Genomic DNA, 23,231 nt, shown 5'->3' with positions numbered 1-23,231 from the left:
GACCTGCTCACCGCTCGGGAGCGGCGCGAGCTGCTGATCGACGAGCAGCGGCGGGCCGAACAAAGCGTTGCGGCGGCCACGTTCCCCGACCTGTTCCGGGCGTGCCTGGTGCGGGCGCCGCAGGCGCTCGCCGTGGAGTCGATCGACGACTCCTGGTCGTACCAGGAGCTGAACGCGCGGGCGAACCGCATCGCGCACTGGCTGATCGCCCGGGGCATCGGGCCCGAGCAGCCGGTCGGTGTGTCCCTGCCGCGCGGCGCGCACCAGGTGGCGGTGGCGCTGGGCATCCTCAAGGCGGGTGCGGCGTATCTGCCGATCGCCCTGGACTACCCGGGCGACCGCATCGCGTACATGGTCGCCGACTCGCGCCCCGCGGTGGTGTTCACCACCGGGTCCGCCGCCGGGGAGCTGCCCGCGGGGCTGCCCACCGAACTCGTCGCCATCGACGACGAGGACATCCGGCGGGCCTGGCGGGAACTGCCCGANACCGACCCGGACACCGCTCTGGTCCCGGANCACCCGGCGTACGTCATCTACACCTCGGGTTCCACCGGGCGGCCCAAGGGCGTGAGCGTCACCCACACCGGTCTGGCCGCGCTGAGCGCCANGNNCNNCGAGCACNTCGNTCTCGACGCGCACTCGCGCGTCCTGCAGCAGGCCTCGCCGAGCTTCGACGCGGCCTTCTGGGAACTGGTGATGGCCCTGACCACGGGCGCGGCCCTGATCGTGCCCGAGCACCAGCGTCTGGCGGGCGAGGATCTCGCGGACACGCTGGCCGCCCGTGACGTCACGCACGTCATGATGCCGCCCAGCGTCGCCATGACCATGCCGGCCGACGCCGCGCGCACCCTCACCCGGCTGCGGGTGCTGACGGTGGGCGGTGAGGCGTGCCCGCCCGGGCTGGTTGCCCGGTGGGGACAGGGGCGCCGGATCGTCAACGCCTACGGCCCCACCGAGACGACGGTGCTGGGCGCCATCAGCACCCCTCTCACCGTCGAGCGTGCCCCGATCGGCACNGCCGTCACCGACAGCCGCGTGTACGTGCTCGACGGGCGGTTGGCCCCGGTCCCGCCGGGCTCTCCCGGCGAGCTGTACGTGGCGGGCCCGAGCCTGGCCCGCGGCTACGTGCACCGCCTGGGCCAGACCGCGGGCACCTTCGTGGCCGACCCCTACGGCCCGGCGGGCTCGCGCATGTACCGCACCGGCGACGTGGTGCGCCGCGGCAACGACGGCCAGCTCGAATACCTCGGCCGCAACGACGACCAGGTCAAGATCCGCGGCTTCCGCATCGAGCCCGGCGAGATCGAGGCCGTCCTCACCGCACACCCGGGCATCGCACAGGCCGTGGTCACCGTCAGTGCGGACCGTACCGGCGAGCGGCGGCTGGTGGGCTACGCGGTGCCCGTTGGCGTCAGCCCGTCCGGCCTCGGCGCCGTGGATAGCCTCGGTGAGCTGGACGTGGACCTGGTGGGGACCGTGTCGCCGCGAGAGCTGCGCCGATTCGCGGCCGGCAGGCTGCCCGAGTTCATGGTGCCGTCGGCGTTCGTGTTGATCGACCGGGTCCCGCTGACCCCGAACGGCAAGCTGGACCACAGGGCCTTGCCCGAACCGGAGTTCACCGTAGGCACTTACCGCGCCCCGGGTACTCCCGTCGAGAAGGTGCTCGCCGGGGTGTACGCGGAGGTGCTCGGCCTGGAACAGGTCGGCGTCGAAGACGACTTCTTTGCCATCGGCGGCGACAGCATCCGCTCGATCCAGGTCGTCTCGCGGGCCAGGGCACAGGGCGTCGAGGTCACACCCAGGCAAATCTTCGAATGCCGCACCGTGGCCGAACTCGCCGAGGCGGCCGGCGACGCGCGGCAGGCACCGGTGCTCGCCGAATTGGCGGGTGGAGGTGTGGGCTTCACGCCGCTTCTCCCGGTGGCTCACCACGTGCTGCAACTGGGTGGCGGCCACGACCGGTTCGCCATGACGATGACGGTCGATCTGCCCGTCGGGATCGACGAGGCCGGTCTGGTCGCGACACTGGCCGCGGTCATCGACCGGCACGACGTTTTGCGCTCGACCCTGGTGAACGGCGAAGAGGTGACGGGGCTCGACGTGGCCCTGCCCGGCGCCGTCGATGCGGCGGGGCTCATCCGCCGTGTCCCCGTCGACGGCGATTGGGGCGAGGACTGGTTCGACCGGGCGCGGAAGGAACTGGATGACGCGGCCGACCGGCTGGCCCCGGCGGCCGGGGTGATGGCCCGGTTCGTGTGGTTCGATGCGGGCCCGCGGACCGCGGGCCGGCTGAGCATCGTCCTGCAGCACCTCGTCGTCGACGGCGTCTCCTGGCGCATCCTGCTCCCGGACCTGGCCGCCGCCTGGCAGCAGGTCCGCGACGGCCGAACTCCGCGCCTCGCCGAGGTCGCCACCTCGGTACGCCGCTGGGCGCACGCCCTCACCGAGGAGGCGGCTTCGCCCCGGCGCACCGGCGAACTCGCCCTGTGGCGACGCGTTGTCGCGGGACCCGACCCCGATCTGGGCCCACGCCCCTTCGACCCGGCCGTCGATGTGACGTCCACGGTCCGGTACGTACACCTGGAACTGCCAGCACCCCTCACGCGGGCGCTGCTCACCACCCTGCCCACCGCGTTCCGCAGCGGTGTCGACGTCGGTCTGCTCACCGCGCTCGCGCTGGCAGTGGCCGAGTGGCGCAAGCGGCGGGGCATCGCCGAGACCTCGCTCCTGCTGCGGGTCGAGGGCCACGGTCGGGAGGAGTCGGCTGTGCCGGGCGCCGACCTGTCCCGGACCGTGGGCTGGCTCACCGGCATGTTCCCCGTCCGCCTCGACGTGCACGGGGTCGACCTGGACGAAGCGCTCGCGGGCGGAACCCCCGCCGGAGCCGCCGTCAAGGCCGTCAAGGAACAGCTCGCGGGCATCCCGGACAAGGGCATCGGGTACGGGCTGCTGCGCCACCTCAACGCCGAGACCGGCGAAGCCCTGCGGTGGCACTCCACCGGGCAGATCGCCTTCAACTACCTGGGTCACCTCGCCGCGGCCGGGAACATGCCCGACGACCTGCACGGCCTCGGCTTCACGCCGAGCGCGGGCACCACGGGCCTCATCCCCGAGCCCGACCCGGACATGCCCGCGCTCGCCTCATTGGACATCAACGCGTACGTCGACGAATCACCCCAGGGTCCCTGCCTCAAGGCCAGGATCGGCTACCCCGAGTACCTGCTGTCCCACCGTGACGTACAGGACGTGACGGACCTGTGGCGCACGGCGCTGGAAGCACTCGCCGACCACAGCACCCGCCCCGACGCGGGCGGGCTGACCCCGTCCGACACCGCTCTCGTCGACATCGACCAGGCCGAACTGGACGCCTGGGAAGCGCGGTACGGACGGCTGATGGACGTCTGGCCGTTGACCCCGATGCAGTCCGGTCTGCTGTTCCACACCATGCTCACCAGCACCGCGTCCTTCGACGCGTACCACATGCAGCTGGCCTTCCACCTGTCCGGCGAGGTGGAGCCGGAGCGCATGCGCGCGGCCGGGCAGGCCTGGCTCGACCGGCATCCGAACCTCGGCGCGGCGTACACCCAGAACAGCTCGGGAGAGTGGCGCCAAGTAGTGCCGCGACGGGTGGAACTGCCCTGGTGTCACCTGGACTTGAGCGCGCTGGACGCGCCGCGGCGGGACGAGGAGTTGAAGCGGTTCCTGGCCGCCGACCACAGCGCGTACTTCGATCCGGCGGCGCCACCGCTGCTGCGGCTCTCCCTGGTCAAGCTGGCGGCGGATCGCTGGGAACTGGTTCTGACGGTCCATCACATACTGCTCGACGGCTGGTCGTTGCCGCTCCTGATGAAGGAGCTGCCGCATCTGTACGCGACGGCGGGCGACGGCACGGCGCTGCCTGCGGTGCGCAGCTACCGCGACTTCCTGTCCTGGCTCGCGCGGCAGGATCAGCAGGCGGCGGCCGACGCCTGGGCCGGGGAACTGGCCGGGATCGAGGAGCCCACCCTGCTGGTCCCCGACGCGCCCGCGGACGGACACAGTGCGGGGAGCGGGCTGATCGAGGTGCCCCTGGCGCCGCAGGCGGCGCGCGACCTCGCCTTGACGGCGACCGAACTGGGGGTCACCCCCAGCACGCTGCTGCAGGGCGCCTGGGCGGTGCTCCTGGCCGGGCTGACCGGGCGTCAGGACGTGGTCTTCGGTACCACCGTCTCCGGACGGCCGCCCGAGCTGCCCGAGGTCGACTCGATGGTGGGCCTGTTCATCAACTCGCTTCCGGTGCGCGTCGACTGCGCCCCCGGCCGGACGCTGCGCGACATCCTGACCGGACTGCACCGCCGACAGGGCTCCCTGTTGGACCACCAGCACCACGGGCTTCTCGACATCCAGCAGGACCTCGGCCTGAGCGCCCTGTTCGACACGATGGTGGTCCTGGAGTCGTATCCCGTCGACAGCGTGGCCATCAGCGAGGCGACGTCGGCCGCCGGGATGCGGATCACCGGCCTGAGCCCGCTCAGTGGTGTCCACTACCCGATGGCGGTCGTCGCCCTCGCCGAACCGCACTTGAAGGTGGCCGTCCAGTACCAGAACCACCTCTTCGACCGCGAGCGCGTGGCCGACATCGTTGCCGCGTACGAGAGGATCCTGCGCCGTCTCACCGAAGACCTCGACACGCCGGTCGGCGCGATCGACATCGTCACCGGCGCGGTCCGCGAGCAGCTCCTGACCGACTGGAACGACACCGCGACAGCATTGCGGGAGGCCACCCTCGACGAGCTGTTCACCGAGCGGGCCGCCGAGACCCCGGACGCGATCGCCGTCGTCGACGGCGAACCGCAGCTCACCTACGCCGAGCTGGAGACCCGCTCCAACCGGCTCGCCCAGGTCATCGCCACACGAGGCGTGGGCCGGGACGCGCCGGTCGGGCTGTCGCTGCCGCGCTCCGCCGACCTGATCGTCGCCACGCTCGCGATCCTGAAGGCCGGGGGTGTCTATGTGCCCCTCGACCCGGACTACCCGGCCGAACGGCTCGCGTTCATGCTGCGCGACGCCGCACCCGCCCTCGTCCTCACCGACACCCGGCTCGCCGCCGAACTCCCGCCGGACATCTGCCCGTTCCTGGTCATCGACGAGCCCGCCGTCGAGCAGGAGATCGCACGCTCCGCCGATCGCGCCCCGCAACTGCGGCACCATCCCGACCAGCTGGCGTACGTGATGTACACATCCGGCTCCACCGGCACCCCGAAAGGCGTCGCCGTCACGCACCGCGCCGTGGCGAGCCTCGCTCTGGACCGCCGCTTCGCGAACGGCGCGCACGAGCGGGTCCTCATGCACTGCGCGCAGGCCTTCGACGCCTCCACCTACGAGCTGTGGACCCCGCTGCTGCGCGCCGGCACCCTCGTCCTCGCCCCGCCGGGCCGCCTGGACATCACCACGCTCGCCGGTCTCGTCGCCGCTCGGGGGGTGACGGTCGCGTGCTTCACGGCGGGCCTGTTCAAGGTGGTGGCCGAGAGCGAGCCGGAGAGCTTCGCGGGCTTGCGCGAGGTTCTGGTCGGCGGCGACGTGCTGTCCCCGACCGCTGTGGCCCGGGTCGTCGCCGCCTGCCCCGGCATCGAGATCGTCAACGTGTACGGACCCACCGAGACCACCAGCTTCTCCATTTACCACCCCGTCCCCGCCGCCGCGGGTGTGCCCAACGCGCTGCCCATCGGCCGGCCGAAGGGCAACACCCGCGCCTACGTCCTGGACACGGCCCTCAGGCCCGTCCTGCCCGGAGTCCCCGGCGAGCTGTATCTCGCGGGCACCGGCCTGGCCCGTGGCTACCTCGGGCGCGCCGCTCGGTCCGCCCGGTCTTTCGTGGCCTGCCCGTTCGGGCCCGCGGGGGAGCGCATGTACCGTACCGGTGACATCGTCGTCCGTACCCCCGACGGGCAGCTCGACTTCCGTGGCCGCGCCGACTCCCAGGTGAAGGTCAACGGCTTCCGCGTCGAACCGGGGGAGGTCGAGGCCGCCCTCAGCGCCCACCCCGGCGTCGCGCAGGCCGCCGTGACGATCGTCGCGGACAGGACCGGCGAGCGTCGCCTGGTCGGGTACGTGGTGCCCGGCGCCGACCTTCCCCCCGCCATCGACGAGGAACAGCGGATCGAAGCCTGGGAGCAGATCTACGACCGGATCTACGCCAACGCGCGCGCCCCGTGGGGGCAGGACTTCTCGGGCTGGGACTCCAGCTACACGGGCCGGCCGATCCCGCTGTCCGACATGCGGGAGTGGCGGGCCGCGACGGTGGATCGGATTACTGCGGATGAGCCGCGCCGGGTGCTCGAACTCGGGGTCGGTTCCGGCCTGTTGATGTCGTCGATCATCGGGCGGGTCGCCGAGTACTGGGGTACCGACCTGTCCGCCGAGGTCATCGAACGGCTTGGTGACGAGGTCGAGCAGGCCGGGTACGCCGACCGGTGCACGCTGCACCACCAGGCGGCCGACGACGTCACGGGCCTGCCACACGGCCACTTCGACGTCGTCGTACTCAACTCCGTCGCGCAGTACTTCCCCGACGCCGACTACCTGGACCGGGTGCTCGCACAGGCGCTGCCGCTGCTCGCGCCGGGCGGACGGATCCTCGTCGGCGACGTGCGCAACCTGGCCACGCTGTGGCTGTTCCGCGCCGGAGCACACCGCGCCCGGCACCCGGACGACTCCCCGGCGGCGGCCCGCGCCGCGGTACAGCGCGCGGTGCTCCTCGAACCCGAACTTGCCCTGGACCCCGAGTGGTTCACGCGTTGGGCGCAGCGGCACGGCGTCGCGAGCGTGGACGTCGGGCTCAAACCTGGCCGCGTCCACAACGAACTCACCCGGCACCGCTACGACGTCGTCCTGCGCCCGGTTTCGGCTGACGACGGCGCCCTCGCCCTCGACGACGCTCCGCGCGTGCCGTGGGGCGCGGAGGCAGTGGGCCTCGACGACCTGGACCGGCTGTGGCGCACCCGCGACGGCGAGGGTGCGCTGATCGTCACGGGCATCCCCAACGCCCGGCTCAGCAGTGAGGCGGCACTGGCGGCGGAGCTGGGGCTGACCGGTCCCACGGCCGGGAGCCCATCCAGTCCCGCTGCCGGGCACCCGGACGCCACCGGCAGGGCCCTCGATCCGCACGACCTGTGGGCCTGGGCGGCGGAGCGCACCCTGACCGCCCGGCTCACCGGCTCGGCGACAGGCGCCGAACGCTTCGACGCCGTGCTCCTCCCGCGCGGCCGGAGGGCCATCGCCCGGTACCCCGCGTCCACCGCACGCCCCGATCGGGAACTGGCCACCGACCCGTCCGGCGCGTCCCGCATCGGCGTGCTCGTCGGCTCGCTCCGCGGCCGGCTCGGCGAGCGACTGCCCGCCCACCTGGTCCCTGCCGCCGTCATCGCCGTCGCCTCACTGCCCCTGACACCCAACGGAAAGCTGGACCAGCGGGCCCTGCCCGTCCCCGACTTCGCGCCGACGGCCACCGGGCGGGCCCCGCGTACCCCGCTGGAGGAGTTGCTCTGCGGGCTGTTCGCCGAGGTGCTCGGTCTGGACCGGGTCGGTATCGACGACGACTTCTTCGACCTGGGCGGCCACTCCCTGCTGGCGACACGTCTGGCTGGCAGGGTCCGCTCCGTCCTCGGCATCGAGCTGCCGCTGCGCGTCCTGTTCGCGGCCCCCAAGGTCGTCGAACTCGTGGAGCACCTGCCGCACGACCCCCGCACCCGCACCCCGCTGCGGCGTGCCGCACCGCGCCCGGAGACCGTTCCGCTCTCCTTCGCGCAGCGCCGCCTGTGGTTCCTGGACAAGTTCGAGGGCGGATCGAGCACGTACCACGCGCCGTTCCCGCTGCGCTTGACCGGCCGGCTCGACGCGGCCGCGCTCGCCGAGGCACTTCGCGACGTGGTGACGCGCCACGAGAGCCTGCGCACCCTGTTTCCCGAGGACGCCGCGGGCGAGCCCCGCCAGTACGTCCTGGACGCCGCGGAGCTGACCATCGACCTGCCCGTCGTCGATGTCGCGCCGCAGGACCTGCGCGAGGTCCTGGCCTCGGCGGCGGCCCGCCCCGTCGACCTGGCCTCGCGGATCCCGATCCACGCCACGCTCCTGCGCCTCGCCGCCGAGGAACACGTCCTCCTCCTGATGATTCATCACATTGCCGCCGACGGAGAGTCGTTCGCGCCGCTGGCCCGGGACCTGTCCGCCGCCTACACCGCCCGCCTGCGCGGCGAGGCGCCGCGCCGGCGCGAACTGCCCGTACAGTACGCCGACTACACGCTGTGGCAGCATGAGCTGCTCGGCTCCGACGACGACCCCGACAGCCTCCTGGCCACACAGATCGACTACTGGAAGGGGGAGCTTGCGGGTCTGCCGCAGCCTCTTCAGCTGCCCACCGACCGTCCTCGCCCTCTCGTCGCGAGCCACCGGGGCGACGTGGTGGAGTTCGCCATCGACCCGCGCACGGCCGCTGCCGTCGAGGAGCTGGCCCGCAGCCGCGGTGCCACCGCGTCCATGGTGTTCCAGTCCGCGCTCGCCGTCCTGCTGCACGCGCTGGGCTCCGGTGACGACATCGCCATCGGTTCCCCCATCGCCAACCGCACCGACGACAACCTCGCCGAGCTGATCGGCTTCTTCGTCAACACCTGGGTCCTGCGTGCCCGGGTGGTGGGCAACCCCGGGTTCCTGGACCTGCTCGATCAGGTGCGCGGCAAGTCGCTGGACGCGTACGACCATCAGGACGTGCCCTTCGAGCGCCTGGTGGAGGTCCTCAACCCCGAGCGCTCGACGTCCTATTCGCCGCTGGTGCAAGTGGTGCTCGCCTGGCAGAACTTCACTCGTGAGGACTTCGTGCTGCCCGGGCTGCGGGTGGGCTTCGAGCCGCTGCGCGGCCGGGTCGCCAAGTTCGACCTGTTCTTCAACCTCGCCGAGATGGCGGGGCAGGGCATCGTCGGCCACCTCGAATACGCCACCGACCTCTTCGACCGGGACACGGCCGAACGCCTCGCCGACCGCTTCGTGCGGGTCGTGGAACAGCTCGTGGCCGATCCCGCGCAGCGCGTCGGCGCGGTGGACGTACTGGAACCGCAGGAGCGGCTGCGCCTGAGCGACTGGTCGCGCGCGGGCGGCCTCGGCGGCCCCGTCCCCAACCTGACGGTCGCGCGGGCTTTCGAGGCGACGGCGGCGGCGCACCCGCGGCGGCCCGCTGTCACCGGGGGAGCACGGACGCTCGACTACGCGGAGCTGAACGCCGCCGCGAACCGCTTGGCCCGCCTGCTGCGCGGGCGCGGCGTGGGGCCGGGCCGACTGGTGGCCGTGGCGCTGCCCCGCTCGGCCGAACTGGTCGTCGCGCTTCTCGCGGTCCTGAAGACCGGCGCCGCGTACGTGCCGGTCGACCCGGGCCACCCGGTTGACCGCATCGCGTACACGCTCACCGACGCAAGCCCCGAACTCGTCGTCACCGACGCCTCGTTCACCGACCGATTGCCGTCAGGGACGCCATCCGTGGTCATCGACAGCCCCGGCACCGACGCGGCGCTCGCCGCGTTGCCGGGCCACGACCCGGACGCGGACGAGCGCGGCACCCACAACCCCGACGATGTGGCCTACGTCATCTACACCTCGGGCTCCACGGGCCGTCCCAAGGGCGTCCTGGTCACACACCGCAACGTACTCAGCCTGATGACCCATACCCGGGACCTGTTCGACTTCGGCGCCGACGACGTGTGGACGATGTTCCACTCGCCCGCCTTCGACTTCTCGGTGTGGGAGCTGTGGGGGCCGCTGCTCCACGGCGGGCGCCTCGTGACGGTCCCGTATGAGATCGGCCGGTCGCCGGACGACTTCCTCGCGCTGCTCGTGCGCGAGGGGGTGACGGTGCTCAATCAGACCCCGTCGGCCTTCCATCAGCTGATCCGCGCGGACCGGGAGAGCCCCGAGATGGGTCGCCGACTGGCCCTGCGCACACTGGTGTTCGGTGGCGAGGCGTTGGACCTGGCGCGTCTCGCCGAGTGGTACGAGCGGCACCCCGCCGACGCGCCGCGGTTGGTGAACATGTACGGCATCACGGAGACCACCGTGCACGTCACCCACGGCCCGCTCGACCCCGCGCTCGTGCACAGCGGCGCGGGCAGCGCGATCGGCACCGGCCTGCCCGGACTGGACGTGCGCCTGCTGGACGGGGCACTGCGTGCCGTACCCGCAGGGGTCGTGGGGGAGCTGTACGTAGGCGGAGGCCAGCTGTCCCGTGGCTATCTGAACCGTCCGGGGCTGACCGCGGCGCGGTTCGTCGCCGACCCGTACGGACCGCCCGGCAGCCGCCTCTACCGCTCCGGCGACCTGGCCCGCTGGACGCGGTGGGGACAACTGGAGTACATCGGGCGCTCGGACGACCAGATCAAGCTTCGCGGGTTCCGTATCGAACCCGGCGAGGTCGAGGCGGCGCTCCTCGCGCGTGCCGACGTGGCCGACGCACGGGTCGCCGTGCGCGTCGACGCGGCGGGAGACAAGGCGCTGATCGCGTACGTGGTCCGGGCCGGCTCCGATGGTCTGCCCGAACCGGCCGTGCTACGCGCCGAGTTGCGCAGGGTGCTGCCCGACCACATGGTCCCCGCCGCCTTCGTGTCGCTGGATTCCATCCCGCTGACCGGCAACGGCAAACTGGACCACGCGGCCCTGCCCGCGCCCGCGCGCACCGTGTCGGGCCCCGCTGTCGCCAGGCCCTCCGGGGCTCTGGAGCTGCACGTCGTCCGTGCGTGGAGCCGCGTCCTGGACCTCGACCAGGATGGCGTGGGCGTCGACGACGACTTCTTCGACGCCGGAGGAGACTCGTTCAAGGCGGTCGCCTTGGCCCGTGCCATCGGCCGGGGGCTGCCCGTGGTCGAGGTCTTCAAGAACCCCACGCCCCGTCGACTGGCCGCGTGTCTGGCCTCGTCGGCAGACGCATCCGGGCTGTTGCACCGCCTGACCCCCGAGCGCAAGGACGGGACAGACCCCGAGCACACCGTCGTCTGCGTCCCGTACGGCGGCGGCAACGCCACCGCCTACCAGGCCCTCGCCCGGGAGCTTTTCGAACACGCCGATCTCTGGGCCGTCGAGCTGCCCGGACACGACCCGGTGCGCCCCGACGAGCCACTGCGGCCCTGGGCCGAGACCGCCGAGCTGCTGGCGAAGGAGATCGCGCAGACCGTGCGCGGCGAGTACACGCTCTACGGGCACTGCGCGGGCACGCTCCTCACCGTCCGAGTCGCCCGCCTCCTCGAGGACTGCGGCGCCGCCCCTTCACGGATCGTCCTGGGAGCCGCGTTCCCGCAGGGCGACGCGGCCGACGACCAGCCGGCGGACGTGGCGGACGAGCGGCTCTACGCCGGACTGCACGCGGTGGGCGGCTTCTCCGGAGCCCTGGACGACACGGACCGGCACCGTGTCCTGACCGTCGTACGCCACGACATGGTCGAGGCCGCACGGTTCCAGCGCGAGACTGCGACGGGCTGGGAGCGGCTGCGCACCCCGGTGCGGGCCCTGATGGGCAGCGATGACCCGCTCACCGACGGCTACGCGACGGGCTACCGTGCCTGGGAGCACTACGCCCGGGACGTGACCTTGCACGTGATCGACGGCGCGGGGCACTACTTCGTCAAGGACCGCGCGGAGGAGGTGTCCCGCGTGGTCACCGGCGAGTGAGAAGCCCCGGTGGGCCCTGCCGACCCAGTGTTGTGGGCGGGGACGTTCGCTTTCGCGGTCGCGCAACGCCGACGTCCCCGTCGAACACTCGTCCTCGTGGTCCCGGTGCGTGACCACCCGCCGGGCGGACGGCCGGCCGGGCCACGCGCCACGGCAGGTTCGCTTCGACGTGGTCGGTTGTAGCCGTCGAACCGGCGCGTTGTGCCCGCGACCCCGTCGAACCGCGGTCACCGACCGGCCGTGTCGAGGAGAATCCGCGCCGGTTCGTCCGGCTGGGAGAACATCGGCCAGTGGCCGGTGTCCATCTCGACCAGCCGCCACTGATCGCTCTCCAGTAGCCGGGCCACCTCCTCGCGCGGCTCGGCGCCGTCGAGCAGGCACGTGATGTACGTCGCCGGAAGCTCGCCGAGGCACGCACCCGCGACCAGCACGAAGTTCGCCCTGGTCGCACGCCAACCGAGACGTCTGACAACGCAGAACGAGCGATCCACGCCCTGAAGCTCGTCGCAGGAACCCGGTTTCCGCCGAACTCGACGCGGTTCAGCGGCGGAGGAGCCACCACACGAGCCGAACGGATTCCGGCCGAGAGCCAGCGCCTCCTCGGCCCCGACCACACCGACACCGTCGCGGTCCGCGACGTCCTGCGCAGATTGCGGAGCCGATCGCAGTAGGCCGTTCTTGTCGTCGCGCGGGCACTCCGGTGGAGGAGACGACCGGTCGGCGCCACCGGCCGATGGCGAGGAGGCGACCCACCCGCGATCCGGAGCCTGTGACGCCCCCCGGGCCCGTTCCGCTTCACACCGCGACACACACTCCGCTGCATCACAAAGAGCCGATGTATGTGTCGCCGTCAGTACAGAACCGACGACTGCACCCCCGATCCGGAACCGTGCATCTCGTCGCCAAAAACCGCAAGTGGTAGCACCGTCGGGGCCAGAATTGCCCGCGAAACGGGACCCGAGGTATCGAGTCGGCCGCAGCGCTCCGTAACCCTTGTGCGGCCAGAGATCGGATGTATAAGCTCCAGCCCACCGCGGGTCGCCTGCAGGGTGACCCGCAAACCCTCACATCCCTCCGCAGGTGCCTCAAAAGGTGACCTGTGCGGCTCGATCACGGGGTCGGTCCGAGCCGCGAGCCGTCCAACAACTTACGGAGAACCATGAAGAGCTCAGGGATACGGCGGTTCGCCACCACGGTGGCGGGTGTCGCGGCCTTCGCCATGCTGGCCTCGGCATGTGGCAACGACGGCGCGTCGTCCTCGACCGGCGGCAAGGTCACCCTCAAGTACTCGACCTGGTTCCCGACCGATGCGACCCTCAAGAAGACCATCGCCGCATTCGAGGCCGCGAACCCGAACATCAAGGTCGACCTCCAGCTCAGCACGAACTCCGACTACCAGAAGAAGCTTCCGCTGGCGCTGAACAGCGGTCAGAAGCTCGACCTGGTCGGCGTGCAGACCTCCGCGATGGCCGAGCAGTTGCACGCCAAGCTGACCCCGATCGCCGACCTGGGCATCGGTGACGAGGTACTGAACCAACTCGCGCCGAAGGCCCTCGACCAGAGCCGGAAGCTGGTCAAGGACGGCAAGCTCTACTTCATCCCGATGGGCCGCCTCGGCTCGGCCGCGATGTTCTACAACAAGGACATGCTCGACCGGGCCGGCGTCACCACCGTGCCCAGGACCATGGCCGAGCTCAAAGAGGCCGTCACCAAGGTCAAGGCGACCGCACCGGACAGCATCCCGGTCGTGATGGCCGGCGACTCGTGGTTCCAGGACGAGGTCGCGCTCACCGTGGCCGGGCAGACCACACCCACGCTGTTCAACGACATCCGCTACGGCAAGGGCCGCTGGGACAACGAGGCGTACGTCGGCGCGCTGCGCGACTACGCGGGCCTGTACAAGGACGGCACTCTCAGCAAGGACACCCTCGACCTGACCGGCACGCGCGCCACCGAGCTGTTCGCGTCCGGCAAGTCGGCGTTCTACGTGGGCGGCACCTGGGACGCGGGCATGCTCTCCCCCGGCTACCGCAGCGCCAACAAGATCGACATCAAGGACGTCGGCGCCGCCGCCCTGCCCGTGCTGAATCCGACCGCGACCCCCTCGCTGCGCGGCTTCATCGAGACCGGCCTGGCCGTCCCGAAGAACTCCAAGCACCCCAAGGAGGCGGCCGAGCTGCTCAAGTTCCTGACCGTCGGCGACGGCGTCTCCGTATGGGGCGCGGACCTGGGCCTGTTCCCGAGCAAGAAGGACTTCGCACTCGCGCCGGACGTGCTGTCCACCGAGACCGCGAAGACCGGCTACACCGCGCTCCAGCAGCTCGTGGACTCCTCCGTCGGCGAGCGCAACAACATGAGCGACTTCACCGTGGTCGCCGGCGACACGGTCAAGAAGGTCATCCAGGGCTCCGACCCCTCCTCCGAGGCGAAGAAGCTCCAGGAGGAGTTCACGAGCGGCCGCTACAGCAAGTAGCCGCACCACCCGGCGCACCCCAAGCATGCGCGTGGAACACGCCGCCCTCCCCCGGCCGGCACGCCGCCGCACCGCCCCCGATCGGCAAGGACGCCCATCATGACCACCACCGCCCCGGGCCCGGCCGGCACCGCGTCAGCCGGGGCCGGGCCGGCGGCCCCCCGCCGCCTGCCCGGCCTGCGCCGCGCAGGCAAAGCCGGTCGCACACGCAAGACCAAGCGGATCGACGGCCCGCAGCAGCGGGGGATGATGCGCACGGCGCTGCTGTTCCTCCTCCCGCTCCTCGCCTTCTACCTCGTGTTCTACGTCTTCGGCTTCGTATTCCTGGCCCGCACCAGCCTCCAGCGCACCGACCTGTCCTTCCTGGACCCGGAGTCGGTCGGACTGGAGAACTATCGACTGCTGTTCACCGACGACCGGTTCATCCGGGCGCTGCTGAACAACGTCGTGTTCGCCGCCGCCGCCGTCGCCGGCGCACTGACCCTGGGCTTCTTCCTGGCCGTCGTGCTGAGCACGGGCATGCGCGGCCGCAAGGTCTTCTACGCGGTGTTCCTGGTCCCCTCGCTGATGCCGGTCGCACTGGTCGCCTCGGTGTTCGGCGGCATGATGGAGAACCGCTACGGCACGCTCAACGAGACGCTGCGCAGCGCCCACCTGGACTTCTTGGCCGGCCACTGGCTGACCGAACCGGGCCTGGCGTACGCCGTGGTCATCGGCATCTTCGTCTACCTGGTCGGCCTGCCGATCATGTACTACACCGCCGACCTGAGCGCGCTGAACACCTCCCTCCTGGAGGCCGCGGTCCTGGACGGCGCCTCGTTCTGGCAGTTGCTGCGCACGATGCTCTTCCCGCTGATGCGCACCACCCACAAGACGGTGGTCGTCTCGATCCTGCTGATGTCCTTCCGCGCCTTCGAGATCGTCTTCTTCTCGACCAAGGGCGGACCGGCCGGCGGCACCGAGATCTCCGGCACCTACGTGTACAACTACGCGACCTCGCCCGGTCCCCGGGTCGGCTACGCGTCGGCCGCCGCCGTGGTCGTCCTGCTGCTCGCGCTCCTGTTGTCCGCGATCCAGCTCCGTTTCACCGGAAAGTCCGAGGAGTAGACCGTGGCCGAGACCAGCGACGCCATGCGCGTACTCACCGGTCGCAAGCGCGACCGCCGGATCCTCCAGGGCATGCTGCTGCTGATGGGCGCGATCTGGCTCTTCCCGATCTACGCCGCGATCAAGCGATCCCTCGAAGGCGGCGGGACGGGCAACTACACCGCGCTGTTCACCGACCCGGTCGGCGACGTCACGATCTACGACACCTACCTGAACTCCTTCATCATCGCCGTGCTGCACGCCGGCATCGTGGTCAGCGTCGGCGCGCTCGCCGGATACGCCTTCTCCAAGCTGCACTTCCGCGGCAAGGAGGCGCTGTACTACGGCATCGTGTTGTGTCTGGCGGTGCCCGGGACCGCGATCCTGGTGCCGCTGTACTACACGATCCGCGAGGCGGGCCTGTTCGACAACTACCTGGGCGTCGCGCTGCCCGAGGCGGCGCTGACCCTGCCGTTCGCGGTGCTGCTGCTGCGCAACTTCGGCGACAACATCCCCGATTCGCTGATCGAGGCGGCGCGGATGGACCGGGCCGGGCACTGGCAGGTCTTTCGCACGGTCTATCTGCCGCTGTGCCGGCCCGCGTTGGTCAACCTCTCCATCCTGTGCGTCATGTGGTCGCTCCAGGACTTCCTGTTCCCGAGCCTGCTGTTCACCGACGAGAAGTACACGACCGCCGCGAAGGCGGTGCAGTCCTTCCAGCAGTACCTGGCGACCAGCCCCTCGGACATCGGCAAGTACAACGCCTCGCTGGTGCTGCTCGCCGTCCCCGCGCTGCTGCTCGTCGTCTTCGGCCTGCGCTTCATCACCGCGGGCCTGACCAGCGGCGGGGTCAAGGAATGAGCATGCCCGCCTCGATCGCCCACCACCCCTTCTGCACGTTGGAGCACTCATGGCCCAGGTGATGTTGGACCAGGTGTCCAAGACCTACCCGAACGGGCACGTCGCGGTGCACGGCATGGATCTGGACATCGCCGACGGCGAGTTCCTGGTCCTGGTCGGCCCCTCGGGCTGCGGCAAGTCCACCCTGCTGCGGATGATCGCGGGCCTGGAATCGATCACCGGCGGCGAACTGCGCATCGGCGACCGCGTCGTCAACGACGTGCACCCGGGCGACCGCGACATCGCGATGGTGTTCCAGAACTACGCGCTCTACCCGCACTACACGGTGGCCCGCAACATCGCCTACCCGCTGCGCCTGGCCAAGCGGCCCAAGGACGAGATCGACCGCCGGGTGCGCGAGGTGGCGGCCATGCTGGAGCTGACCGACTACCTCGACCGCAAGCCCGGCCAGCTCTCCGGCGGCCAGCGCCAGCGCGTCGCGATGGGCCGGGCGATCATCCGTGACGCCGCGCTGTTCCTGATGGACGAGCCGCTGTCGAACCTGGACGCCAAGCTGCGCGTGCAGATGCGCGGCGAGATCGCCCGCCTGCAGCGCCGGGTCGGCACCACGATGGTCTACGTGACGCACGATCAGGTCGAGGCGATGACCATGGGCCACCGGGTCGCCGTGCTCAAGGAGGGTCGTCTCCAGCAGATCGGCACGCCCGACGAGATCTACCGCTCCCCCGCGAACACCTTCGTCGCGTCGTTCATGGGCACGCCGCCGATGAACCTGGTCGAGGCGCGGCTGCGCACCGGCAAGGGCGGCACCGAGGTGGTACTCGGCGGCGTGGACGTGCCGTTGCCCGCCGCCGAGCGCGGGTATCCGGAGGGGCCGGTCACCGTCGGCGTGCGGCCCGAGCACCTGCTGGACGCGTCGATCCTCGGGGACACCGCCAGGCATGTGCGGATCCCGGCGATCGTCGAGTACGTCGAGGCACTGGGCGCGGAGAAGAACGTCTACGTCACCCTCGGCGCGATACGCGGCGACGCGACCTCGGCCGGTGCGCCGATCGCCTGCCGCTTCCCGGCCGAGAGCGCCGTGGTCGCGGACGCGAAGGTCGAACTGGCCCTGGACCCCGCGCGGATCCACCTGTTCGACGCCGAATCCGGGGCTGCCCTGCGCTGACCGGACGCCCCCACCCCGAACCCGCGAATGCCCGGCCGTACGCCCGTACCGCCGGGCATTCGTGTACGGCGCCGTCGCCTGGCCGCGACGGCGCCGATCCATCAGCACCCTCCCGGCGACAAGCAAGGAGTCTTGACCGATGTTGAGACGATGGTGCACCATCCTGGCGACCACCGCGGCCATGTGCGCGCCGCTGGTGGTCGTCGCGCCCGCCGCACAGGCGGCGCGCACACCCCGGCCGGCCGAATCGGCGCCGGCCGCAGCACCGGACGCCGTCCCGCAGGCGGGACAGGTCCCGCTGCCGGTCGACCAGAAGGCGGTCACGGACAACGTCACGACCCTGATGGGTACGGCCGCCGAGCGCACGCCCTCGATGTCCGTGTTCGCCCCCGACACCAGGAAGAACTTCTGGGTCGAGAACTTCAAGACCTCGGACGACTACCTCGCGTGGACCGTGACCGTGCCCAAGGGCGACGTGTACCGGATCACCGGGATGGTCAACGCGGCACCGGGCCAGACGTTCAAGATCGGCGTGCGCGGTTCGGCCGCGGCGACCGGCTTCGCCCAGCCCGCCGGCGGGTGGGCGCGCGTGGACGCGGGCAAGCTCGCGCTGCCGTCCGGGACGTCGACGATCGTGCTCGGTCGCACCGCGACGCTCGCGGGCGACGCGCAGGTCAAGTCGCTCGAACTGGTTCGGGAGAAGGACCGCCCGGCGCGCGAGGCACGGATCGCCGCCGCCCGCGCGAACACCTCCGACTTCGCGTCGGCGGGCTACGGCCTGATGTTCCAGTACGGCTCGTGGGGCTTCCCGGAGAACGGCGGGCCGGCCAAGTCGCTGAACCGCCAGGCCGCCGACTTCGACGTGCCGGCCTTCGTGAAGATGGTCAAAGGCACCGGCGCGGGCTACGTGATCTGGTCGTACAGCTGGTGGGGTTACCACGTCGACGGCCCGAACGCGGCGATCGACAGGATCGTCGGCAACGGCGATCTCACCGCCGAGCGGGACCTGATCGGCGAGATCGCCGACGCGCTGCACGCCGAGGGCCTGGGCTTCACGCTGTACTACCACCTGGGCACCGAGGACGCGGCCTGGTGGCCCACCCAGAAGTTCCCGAACACCTTCTACACCACCGGCACCGGCGACCGCAGCACGCTGCTGAACAACTGGAAGCAGGTCGTCGCGGACATCGGCAACCGCTACGGCAAGAAGCTCGACGGCTTCTTCTTCGACGACGGTCTGATCTACTACCCGGCCCCGTTCGAGGAGTTGGAGAAGATCGCGCGCACCGGCAACCCGGCGCGCATGGTCTCCTGGAACTCGTGGATCCTGCCCCGCTACACCGACTTCCAGGACACCTACTTCGCCGAGGAGGTGCACGGCGAGCCGATCGACGGCAGCGCGCCGGTCGGCGGCAACGGCATCTTCCGGTCCGGTCCACAGAAGGGCCTGCTCCAGCACGCGATGTTCCGGATGGAGGACGACTGGGGCATCCACCTGCGCGGCCAAAAGATCGGCGGCCCGAACTTCTCCGCCAAGCAGGCCGTCGACTGGGCGCTGGACGCCGCCTCACGCAAGGTCCCGCTCAGCTTCAACCTGATGATGTACGAGGACGGCAAGGTCTCCGAGCAATCCCTCTCGATCCTCAACGACGTGCGCCAGGCCCTGCGCGGCAACGCCGAACGCATCGACGCCGAGCCCGTCGACCAGGACACGCCCGGCTTCACCTGGGACGGCGCGTGGAAGTACACGAGCAACTCCTGGACCGGTGATCTCGGCGACGACGTGCAGGCGGCGACCGCGAACGGCAGCTCGGTCACGTACACGTTCACCGGCACAGCCGCCGACGTCCTGGGCCCGCGCAACCTGCTGGGCGGCGAGTACGACGTGTACCTCGACGGTGCGCTCGTCCAACGGCTGGACGGCTTCTCCTGGTGGCCTCGACCGCAGTCCGTGCTGTACGCGGCACGCCACCTGGCGCCGGGCACACACACCGTCAAACTGGTCAAGGTCTCCGGCGTGCGGCTCACGATCGACGGCGCCCGGATGATCGAGGGCCCGATGGCGCTCAACGACACCGACTCGGGGGTCTCCTACCAGGGCGCTTGGACACATTCCGGCAATCGCGGCGGCGGCGACCACGGCGACGACGTGACCTGGAGCTCGACGAACGGCGACTCGGTCACGATCACGTTCACCGGCAGCGCCGTCGACGTACTGGCCCCGATGGGTGACGGCTACGCGACCGCCGACGTCACCCTCGACGGCGTCGCGGCCGGGATGGCCACCACCGACAACGGCGGGTCGTACGCGGCCCGACAGAAGGTGTACTCGGCGAAGTTCCCGACCTCGGGCCCGCACACCGTCACACTCACCAAGACCGGAGGCAGCTACCTCCAGTTCGACGCGGCGTACGTGACCAAGTAGCACCCGGACCCGCCGTCACCCGAGAGCCCGGCCGTACTTCGCGTACGGCCGGGCTCTCTTGTCGGCACGTGCGCGCGACGCGACGACGCGACGACAAACCGAAGCGGCGACGCAGCGATGCGACAACATGAAGTGACAACAGAACTACGCAATTACGCAACTACACGACAAAAAGGGCCCGTTTCCCGGTCGGGAAACGGGCCCTCGGCTCGCCCTGCCCCAGTGCGGGGCGAGTCGCGTCTCAGGTCACGGCGGCGAGTTCGGCCCACAGGGCCGCCGGGACATCCCACCCGCCCATCGCGGCCGCGTCGGCCGCCTCCTCGGGGCTGCGGGCGCCGACCAGGACCGTGGCGACCGCGGGGTGCGCGGCGGCGAAGCCGATCGCCGCGGCGCGCAGGGGGACGTCGTGGCGCGCGCAGATCGCCTGCAACCGCAGGGCGCGGGCGAGCAGGTCGGCGTCGGCCGGCGCGTAGTCGAAGTGGGCGCCGGGACGCGGATCGGCGAGCAGACCGCTGTTGTACACGCCGCCCGCCAGCACCGAAACGCCGCGCTTCGCGCAGTGATCGAGCAACGCGCCGCCGCTGCGGTCGAGCAGGGTGTACCGGCCGGCGAGCAACACACAGTCCACGTCGGTTTCGGCGACGAAGCGATCGAGCATCGTGGACTGGTTCATGCCGACTCCGATCGCGCCCACGACACCCTGCTCGCGCAGTGCCACGAGCGCGGGTACCGCCTCGTGCGCGGCCTGCTCCCAGTGTTCGTCGGGGTCGTGCACGAGCGCGATGTCGATCCGGTCCAACCCCAGGCGTTCCAGGCTGGATTCGAGACTGCGTCGCACGCCGTCCGCGGTGTAGTCGCGCACGCGTCGCCGGCGCGGCGTGTCGACGAATCCGTCCGCGGCGGTGGGCGCGGCCGGGTCGTCGACGAGCAGCCGGCCGACCTTGGTCGAGATCGTGTACGCGCTGCGCGGGCGCCCGCGCAGCGCGGCCCCGAGCCGGGTCTCGGCCAGGCCCACCCCGTAGTGCGGCGCGGTGTCGAAGTAGCGGATCCCGGCGGCCCACGCGGCCTCGACGGTCGTGTGCGCCTGTTCGTCGTCGGTCGCGGTGTACAGATTCCCGAGCGCCGCCGCCCCGAGACCGATCGAGCTCACGACGACGGGCGTATTGCCGATGCGGTTGGTGTCCACGAACGATACTCCCTTGCTGAACAAAGACCGCGGAGTCGAGGGCGCACACGATGCGTTCGCCTCCCTCGACTCCGGATCCCGGTCGTGATCGGGTTATTCCGGCCGCAGCCGCAGTCCCTGCATGCCGCCGTCGACGGCGAGCGAGGTGCCGGTGGTGGAGGCCGCCAGGGGGCTCGCCAGCGAGCAGATCGCGAAGGCGACCTCGTCGGCGTCGACGAGCCGGCCCATCGGCTGGCGGGCGTCGAGGGCCGCCCGCTCGCGCGCCGGGTCGTCGGCGGCATTCAGCAGCCGGCCGACCCACGGAGTGTCGGCGGTGCCGGGGTTGACGCAGTTCACCCGGATGCCCTCGCGGACGTGGTCGGCCGCCATCGCCAGGGTCAGCGCCAGCACCGCGCCCTTGGAGGCGGAGTAGAGCGCGCGCTGCGGCAGACCCGCGGTCGCGGCGATCGAGCACGTGTTGACGATCGCCGCGTGCGCCGATGCCCGCAGGTGCGGCAGCGCGGCGCGGGTGACCCGGACCAGGCCGACGACGTTGACGTCCAACACCCGGTGCCACTCGCCGTCTTCGTTGTCGGCGACGGTGCCGGCCGCGCCGATGCCGGCGTTGTTGACCAGGATGTCCAGGCCGCCGAGCAGCGCGGTGGCGTCCCGGACGGCCGCGGTGACCGAGGCGTCGTCGGTGATGTCCGCGGTGAACGGGGACAGGTCGGGGTCGCCGGCCACCGCGGTCGGATCGCGGTCGAGCACGGCCACGGTCGCGCCGCGGGCGGTCAGCATCCGGGCGGTGGCCAGCCCGATGCCGGACGCGCCGCCGGTGACCAGGGCGCGCAGGCCGGTGAAGTCTCCGGTCGACGGCGAGGCCGGCGCGGAGGCCGGGGACGAGGCGGACGGGCTTGACGAGGCGGACGGGTTGGTCGGGCCGGCCGGCTTGCTCATGCGGACACCTTCACGACAGGCGCCTGTGCGGCGCGATCGGCAGCCCAGAACTCGCCGTCCGGGTAGCGGAATCGAGCGATCGAGGCGGGGTTCATGGTGGACGAGAAACCGGGTGCGGACGGCGCCCGGTAGTTTCCGTCGGCGATCACGACCGGGGCAAGGAAGTGCTCGTGCAGGTGGTCGACGTACTCGATCACCCGGTCCTCGATCCGGCCGCCGACCGCGACGTAGTCGAACATCGACAGATGCTGGACCAGTTCGCACAGGCCGACGCCGCCGGCGTGCGGGCATACCGGGACGCCGAATTTGGCGGCGAGCAGCAGGATCGCGATGTTCTCGTTCACACCGCCGACCCGGCACGCGTCGATCTGTACGAAGTCGATCGCCTCGGCCTGGAGCAACTGCTTGAAGACGATCCGGTTCTGCACGTGCTCGCCGGTGGCGACCTTGATCGGGGCGATCGCCCTGCGGATCGCCGCGTGGCCCAACACCTCGTCCGGGCTGGTGGGCTCCTCGATCCAGTGCGGATCGAACGGGGCCAGCGAGCGCATCCAGACGATCGCCTCGTCCACGTCCCAACGCTGGTTGGCGTCCACCGCTATGCGGATGTCCGGGCCGACGCTCTCCCGGGCGATCCGACAGCGCCGGACGTCGTCGGCCAGATCGGCGCCGACCTTGAGCTTGATCTGGGTGAAGCCCTCGGCGACCGCCTCGCGGCACAACCGGGCGAGCTTGTCGTCGTCGTAGCCCAGCCACCCGGGCGAGGTCGTGTACGCGGGATACCCGGTGCGGCGCAGCGCTTCGGCCCGCTCGGCGCGGGTCGGCTCGGCGCGGCGCAGGATCGCCAGCGCGTCCTCGCGGGTGAGCGCGTCGCCGAGGTAGCGGAAGTCGACGAGGTCGACGATCTCCTCCGGCGTCAGGTCGGCGAGCAGTTGCCACAGCGGCTTGCCCGCGCGTTTGGCCCTGAGATCCCACGCGGCGTTGACGACCGCGGAGATGGCCATGTGCATGATGCCCTTCTCCGGGCCCAGCCAGCGGAACTGGCTGTCGCCGACCAGGGACCGGGAGAACGCGCCCAGGTCGTCGAGCAGCTCGTCCAGCGGCCGGCCGACCACGTACGGACGCAGCGCGTCGATCGCGGCGACCTGTACGTCGTTGCCGCGCCCGATGGTGAACGAGAAGCCGTGTCCCTCGTGCGGGTCGGCGGCGTCGGTGCGCAGGACGACGTATGCGGCGGAGTAGTCCGGGTCCGGGTTCATCGCGTCCGAGCCGTCCAGGTCCCGGGAGGTCGGGAAGCGGATGTCGGTGGTCACGAGTTCGGTGACGACGGGTCGGGTCGGTGTCGTGGGCCGTTCGGGTGGGGCGGGCCGGCTCACGCCGTTCGGGTGCTGCGGGGTCACGTGTGGCTCCTCGG

9 protein-coding genes and 1 pseudogene are annotated in these 23,231 nt (G+C 71.1%); 6 read left to right on the top strand and 4 right to left on the bottom strand.

Going from position 1 to position 23,231, the window contains the following annotated elements:
• Positions 1-108: 108 nt before the first annotated feature.
• Entirely contained in the window at positions 109-11,682 is an 11,574-nt protein-coding gene (locus tag A3IC_RS56075; protein WP_205354410.1) for a non-ribosomal peptide synthetase, read from the top strand.
• A 227-nt stretch (positions 11,683-11,909) separates the two neighbouring features.
• On the opposite strand, the pseudogene A3IC_RS56070 reads toward A3IC_RS56075, so the two are convergent.
• Positions 11,910-12,092 (bottom strand): annotated as a pseudogene (locus tag A3IC_RS56070) (alpha/beta hydrolase); the annotation flags it as partial.
• A 749-nt stretch (positions 12,093-12,841) separates the two neighbouring features.
• Between A3IC_RS56070 and A3IC_RS0123220 the strand changes: the two are divergent.
• The 5 genes from A3IC_RS0123220 (at position 12,842) to A3IC_RS0123200 (ending at position 19,695) form a co-directional block, all read left to right on the top strand.
• Positions 12,842-14,155, top strand: a complete 1,314-nt coding sequence (locus tag A3IC_RS0123220; protein ID WP_020552456.1) for an ABC transporter substrate-binding protein — start codon at positions 12,842-12,844, stop codon at positions 14,153-14,155.
• A gap of 99 nt (positions 14,156-14,254) precedes the next feature.
• A complete protein-coding gene (locus A3IC_RS0123215) occupies positions 14,255-15,262 on the top strand; it encodes a carbohydrate ABC transporter permease (RefSeq protein WP_020552455.1) in 1,008 nt (335 codons plus the stop codon).
• Between the two features lie 3 nt (positions 15,263-15,265).
• On the top strand, positions 15,266-16,102 hold the full coding sequence (locus A3IC_RS0123210; protein WP_020552454.1) for a carbohydrate ABC transporter permease: 837 nt from the start codon (positions 15,266-15,268) through the stop codon (positions 16,100-16,102).
• 49 nt (positions 16,103-16,151) lie between these two features.
• A complete protein-coding gene (locus tag A3IC_RS0123205) occupies positions 16,152-17,270 on the top strand; it encodes an ABC transporter ATP-binding protein (RefSeq protein WP_020552453.1) in 1,119 nt (372 codons plus the stop codon).
• A 139-nt stretch (positions 17,271-17,409) separates the two neighbouring features.
• Positions 17,410-19,695, top strand: coding sequence for an alpha-L-fucosidase (locus A3IC_RS0123200; RefSeq protein WP_026218624.1), 2,286 nt, complete (start codon positions 17,410-17,412; stop codon positions 19,693-19,695).
• Positions 19,696-19,936: 241 nt separating this feature from the next.
• Here A3IC_RS0123200 and A3IC_RS0123195 read toward each other — a convergent pair whose 3' ends face one another.
• The 3 genes from A3IC_RS0123195 to A3IC_RS0123185 all read right to left on the bottom strand — a co-directional run bounded on the left by A3IC_RS0123195 (position 19,937) and on the right by A3IC_RS0123185 (position 23,217).
• Entirely contained in the window at positions 19,937-20,881 is a 945-nt protein-coding gene (locus A3IC_RS0123195) for an aldo/keto reductase (protein WP_026218623.1), read from the bottom strand.
• Between the two features lie 93 nt (positions 20,882-20,974).
• Positions 20,975-21,817: an SDR family NAD(P)-dependent oxidoreductase gene (locus tag A3IC_RS0123190; protein ID WP_020552450.1), complete on the bottom strand. Its 843-nt coding sequence runs from the start codon at positions 21,815-21,817 to the stop codon at positions 20,975-20,977.
• Positions 21,814-23,217: an L-fuconate dehydratase gene (locus A3IC_RS0123185; RefSeq protein WP_020552449.1), complete on the bottom strand. Its 1,404-nt coding sequence runs from the start codon at positions 23,215-23,217 to the stop codon at positions 21,814-21,816. The genes A3IC_RS0123190 and A3IC_RS0123185 overlap by 4 nt, the downstream gene beginning before the upstream one ends.
• Positions 23,218-23,231 lie beyond the last annotated feature (14 nt).

The sequence above is a fragment of the Embleya scabrispora DSM 41855 genome, from assembly GCF_000372745.1.
In the GTDB taxonomy this organism is placed as follows: domain Bacteria; phylum Actinomycetota; class Actinomycetes; order Streptomycetales; family Streptomycetaceae; genus Embleya; species Embleya scabrispora.
Note: the sequence above shows the minus strand (reverse complement) of the source record. Positions and strands in the feature narration are given on the sequence as shown.

Excerpts from the sequence above, each read along its gene's own strand:
- A3IC_RS0123220 (WP_020552456.1), top strand. The coding sequence starts at position 12,842 with ATGAAGAGCTCAGGGATACGGCGGTTCGCCACCACGGTGGCGGGTGTC.
- A3IC_RS0123215 (WP_020552455.1), top strand. The coding sequence starts at position 14,255 with ATGACCACCACCGCCCCGGGCCCGGCCGGCACCGCGTCAGCCGGGGCC.
- A3IC_RS0123205 (WP_020552453.1), top strand. The coding sequence starts at position 16,152 with ATGGCCCAGGTGATGTTGGACCAGGTGTCCAAGACCTACCCGAACGGG.
- A3IC_RS0123200 (WP_026218624.1), top strand. The coding sequence starts at position 17,410 with ATGTTGAGACGATGGTGCACCATCCTGGCGACCACCGCGGCCATGTGC.
- A3IC_RS0123190 (WP_020552450.1), bottom strand. The coding sequence starts at position 21,817 with ATGAGCAAGCCGGCCGGCCCGACCAACCCGTCCGCCTCGTCAAGCCCG.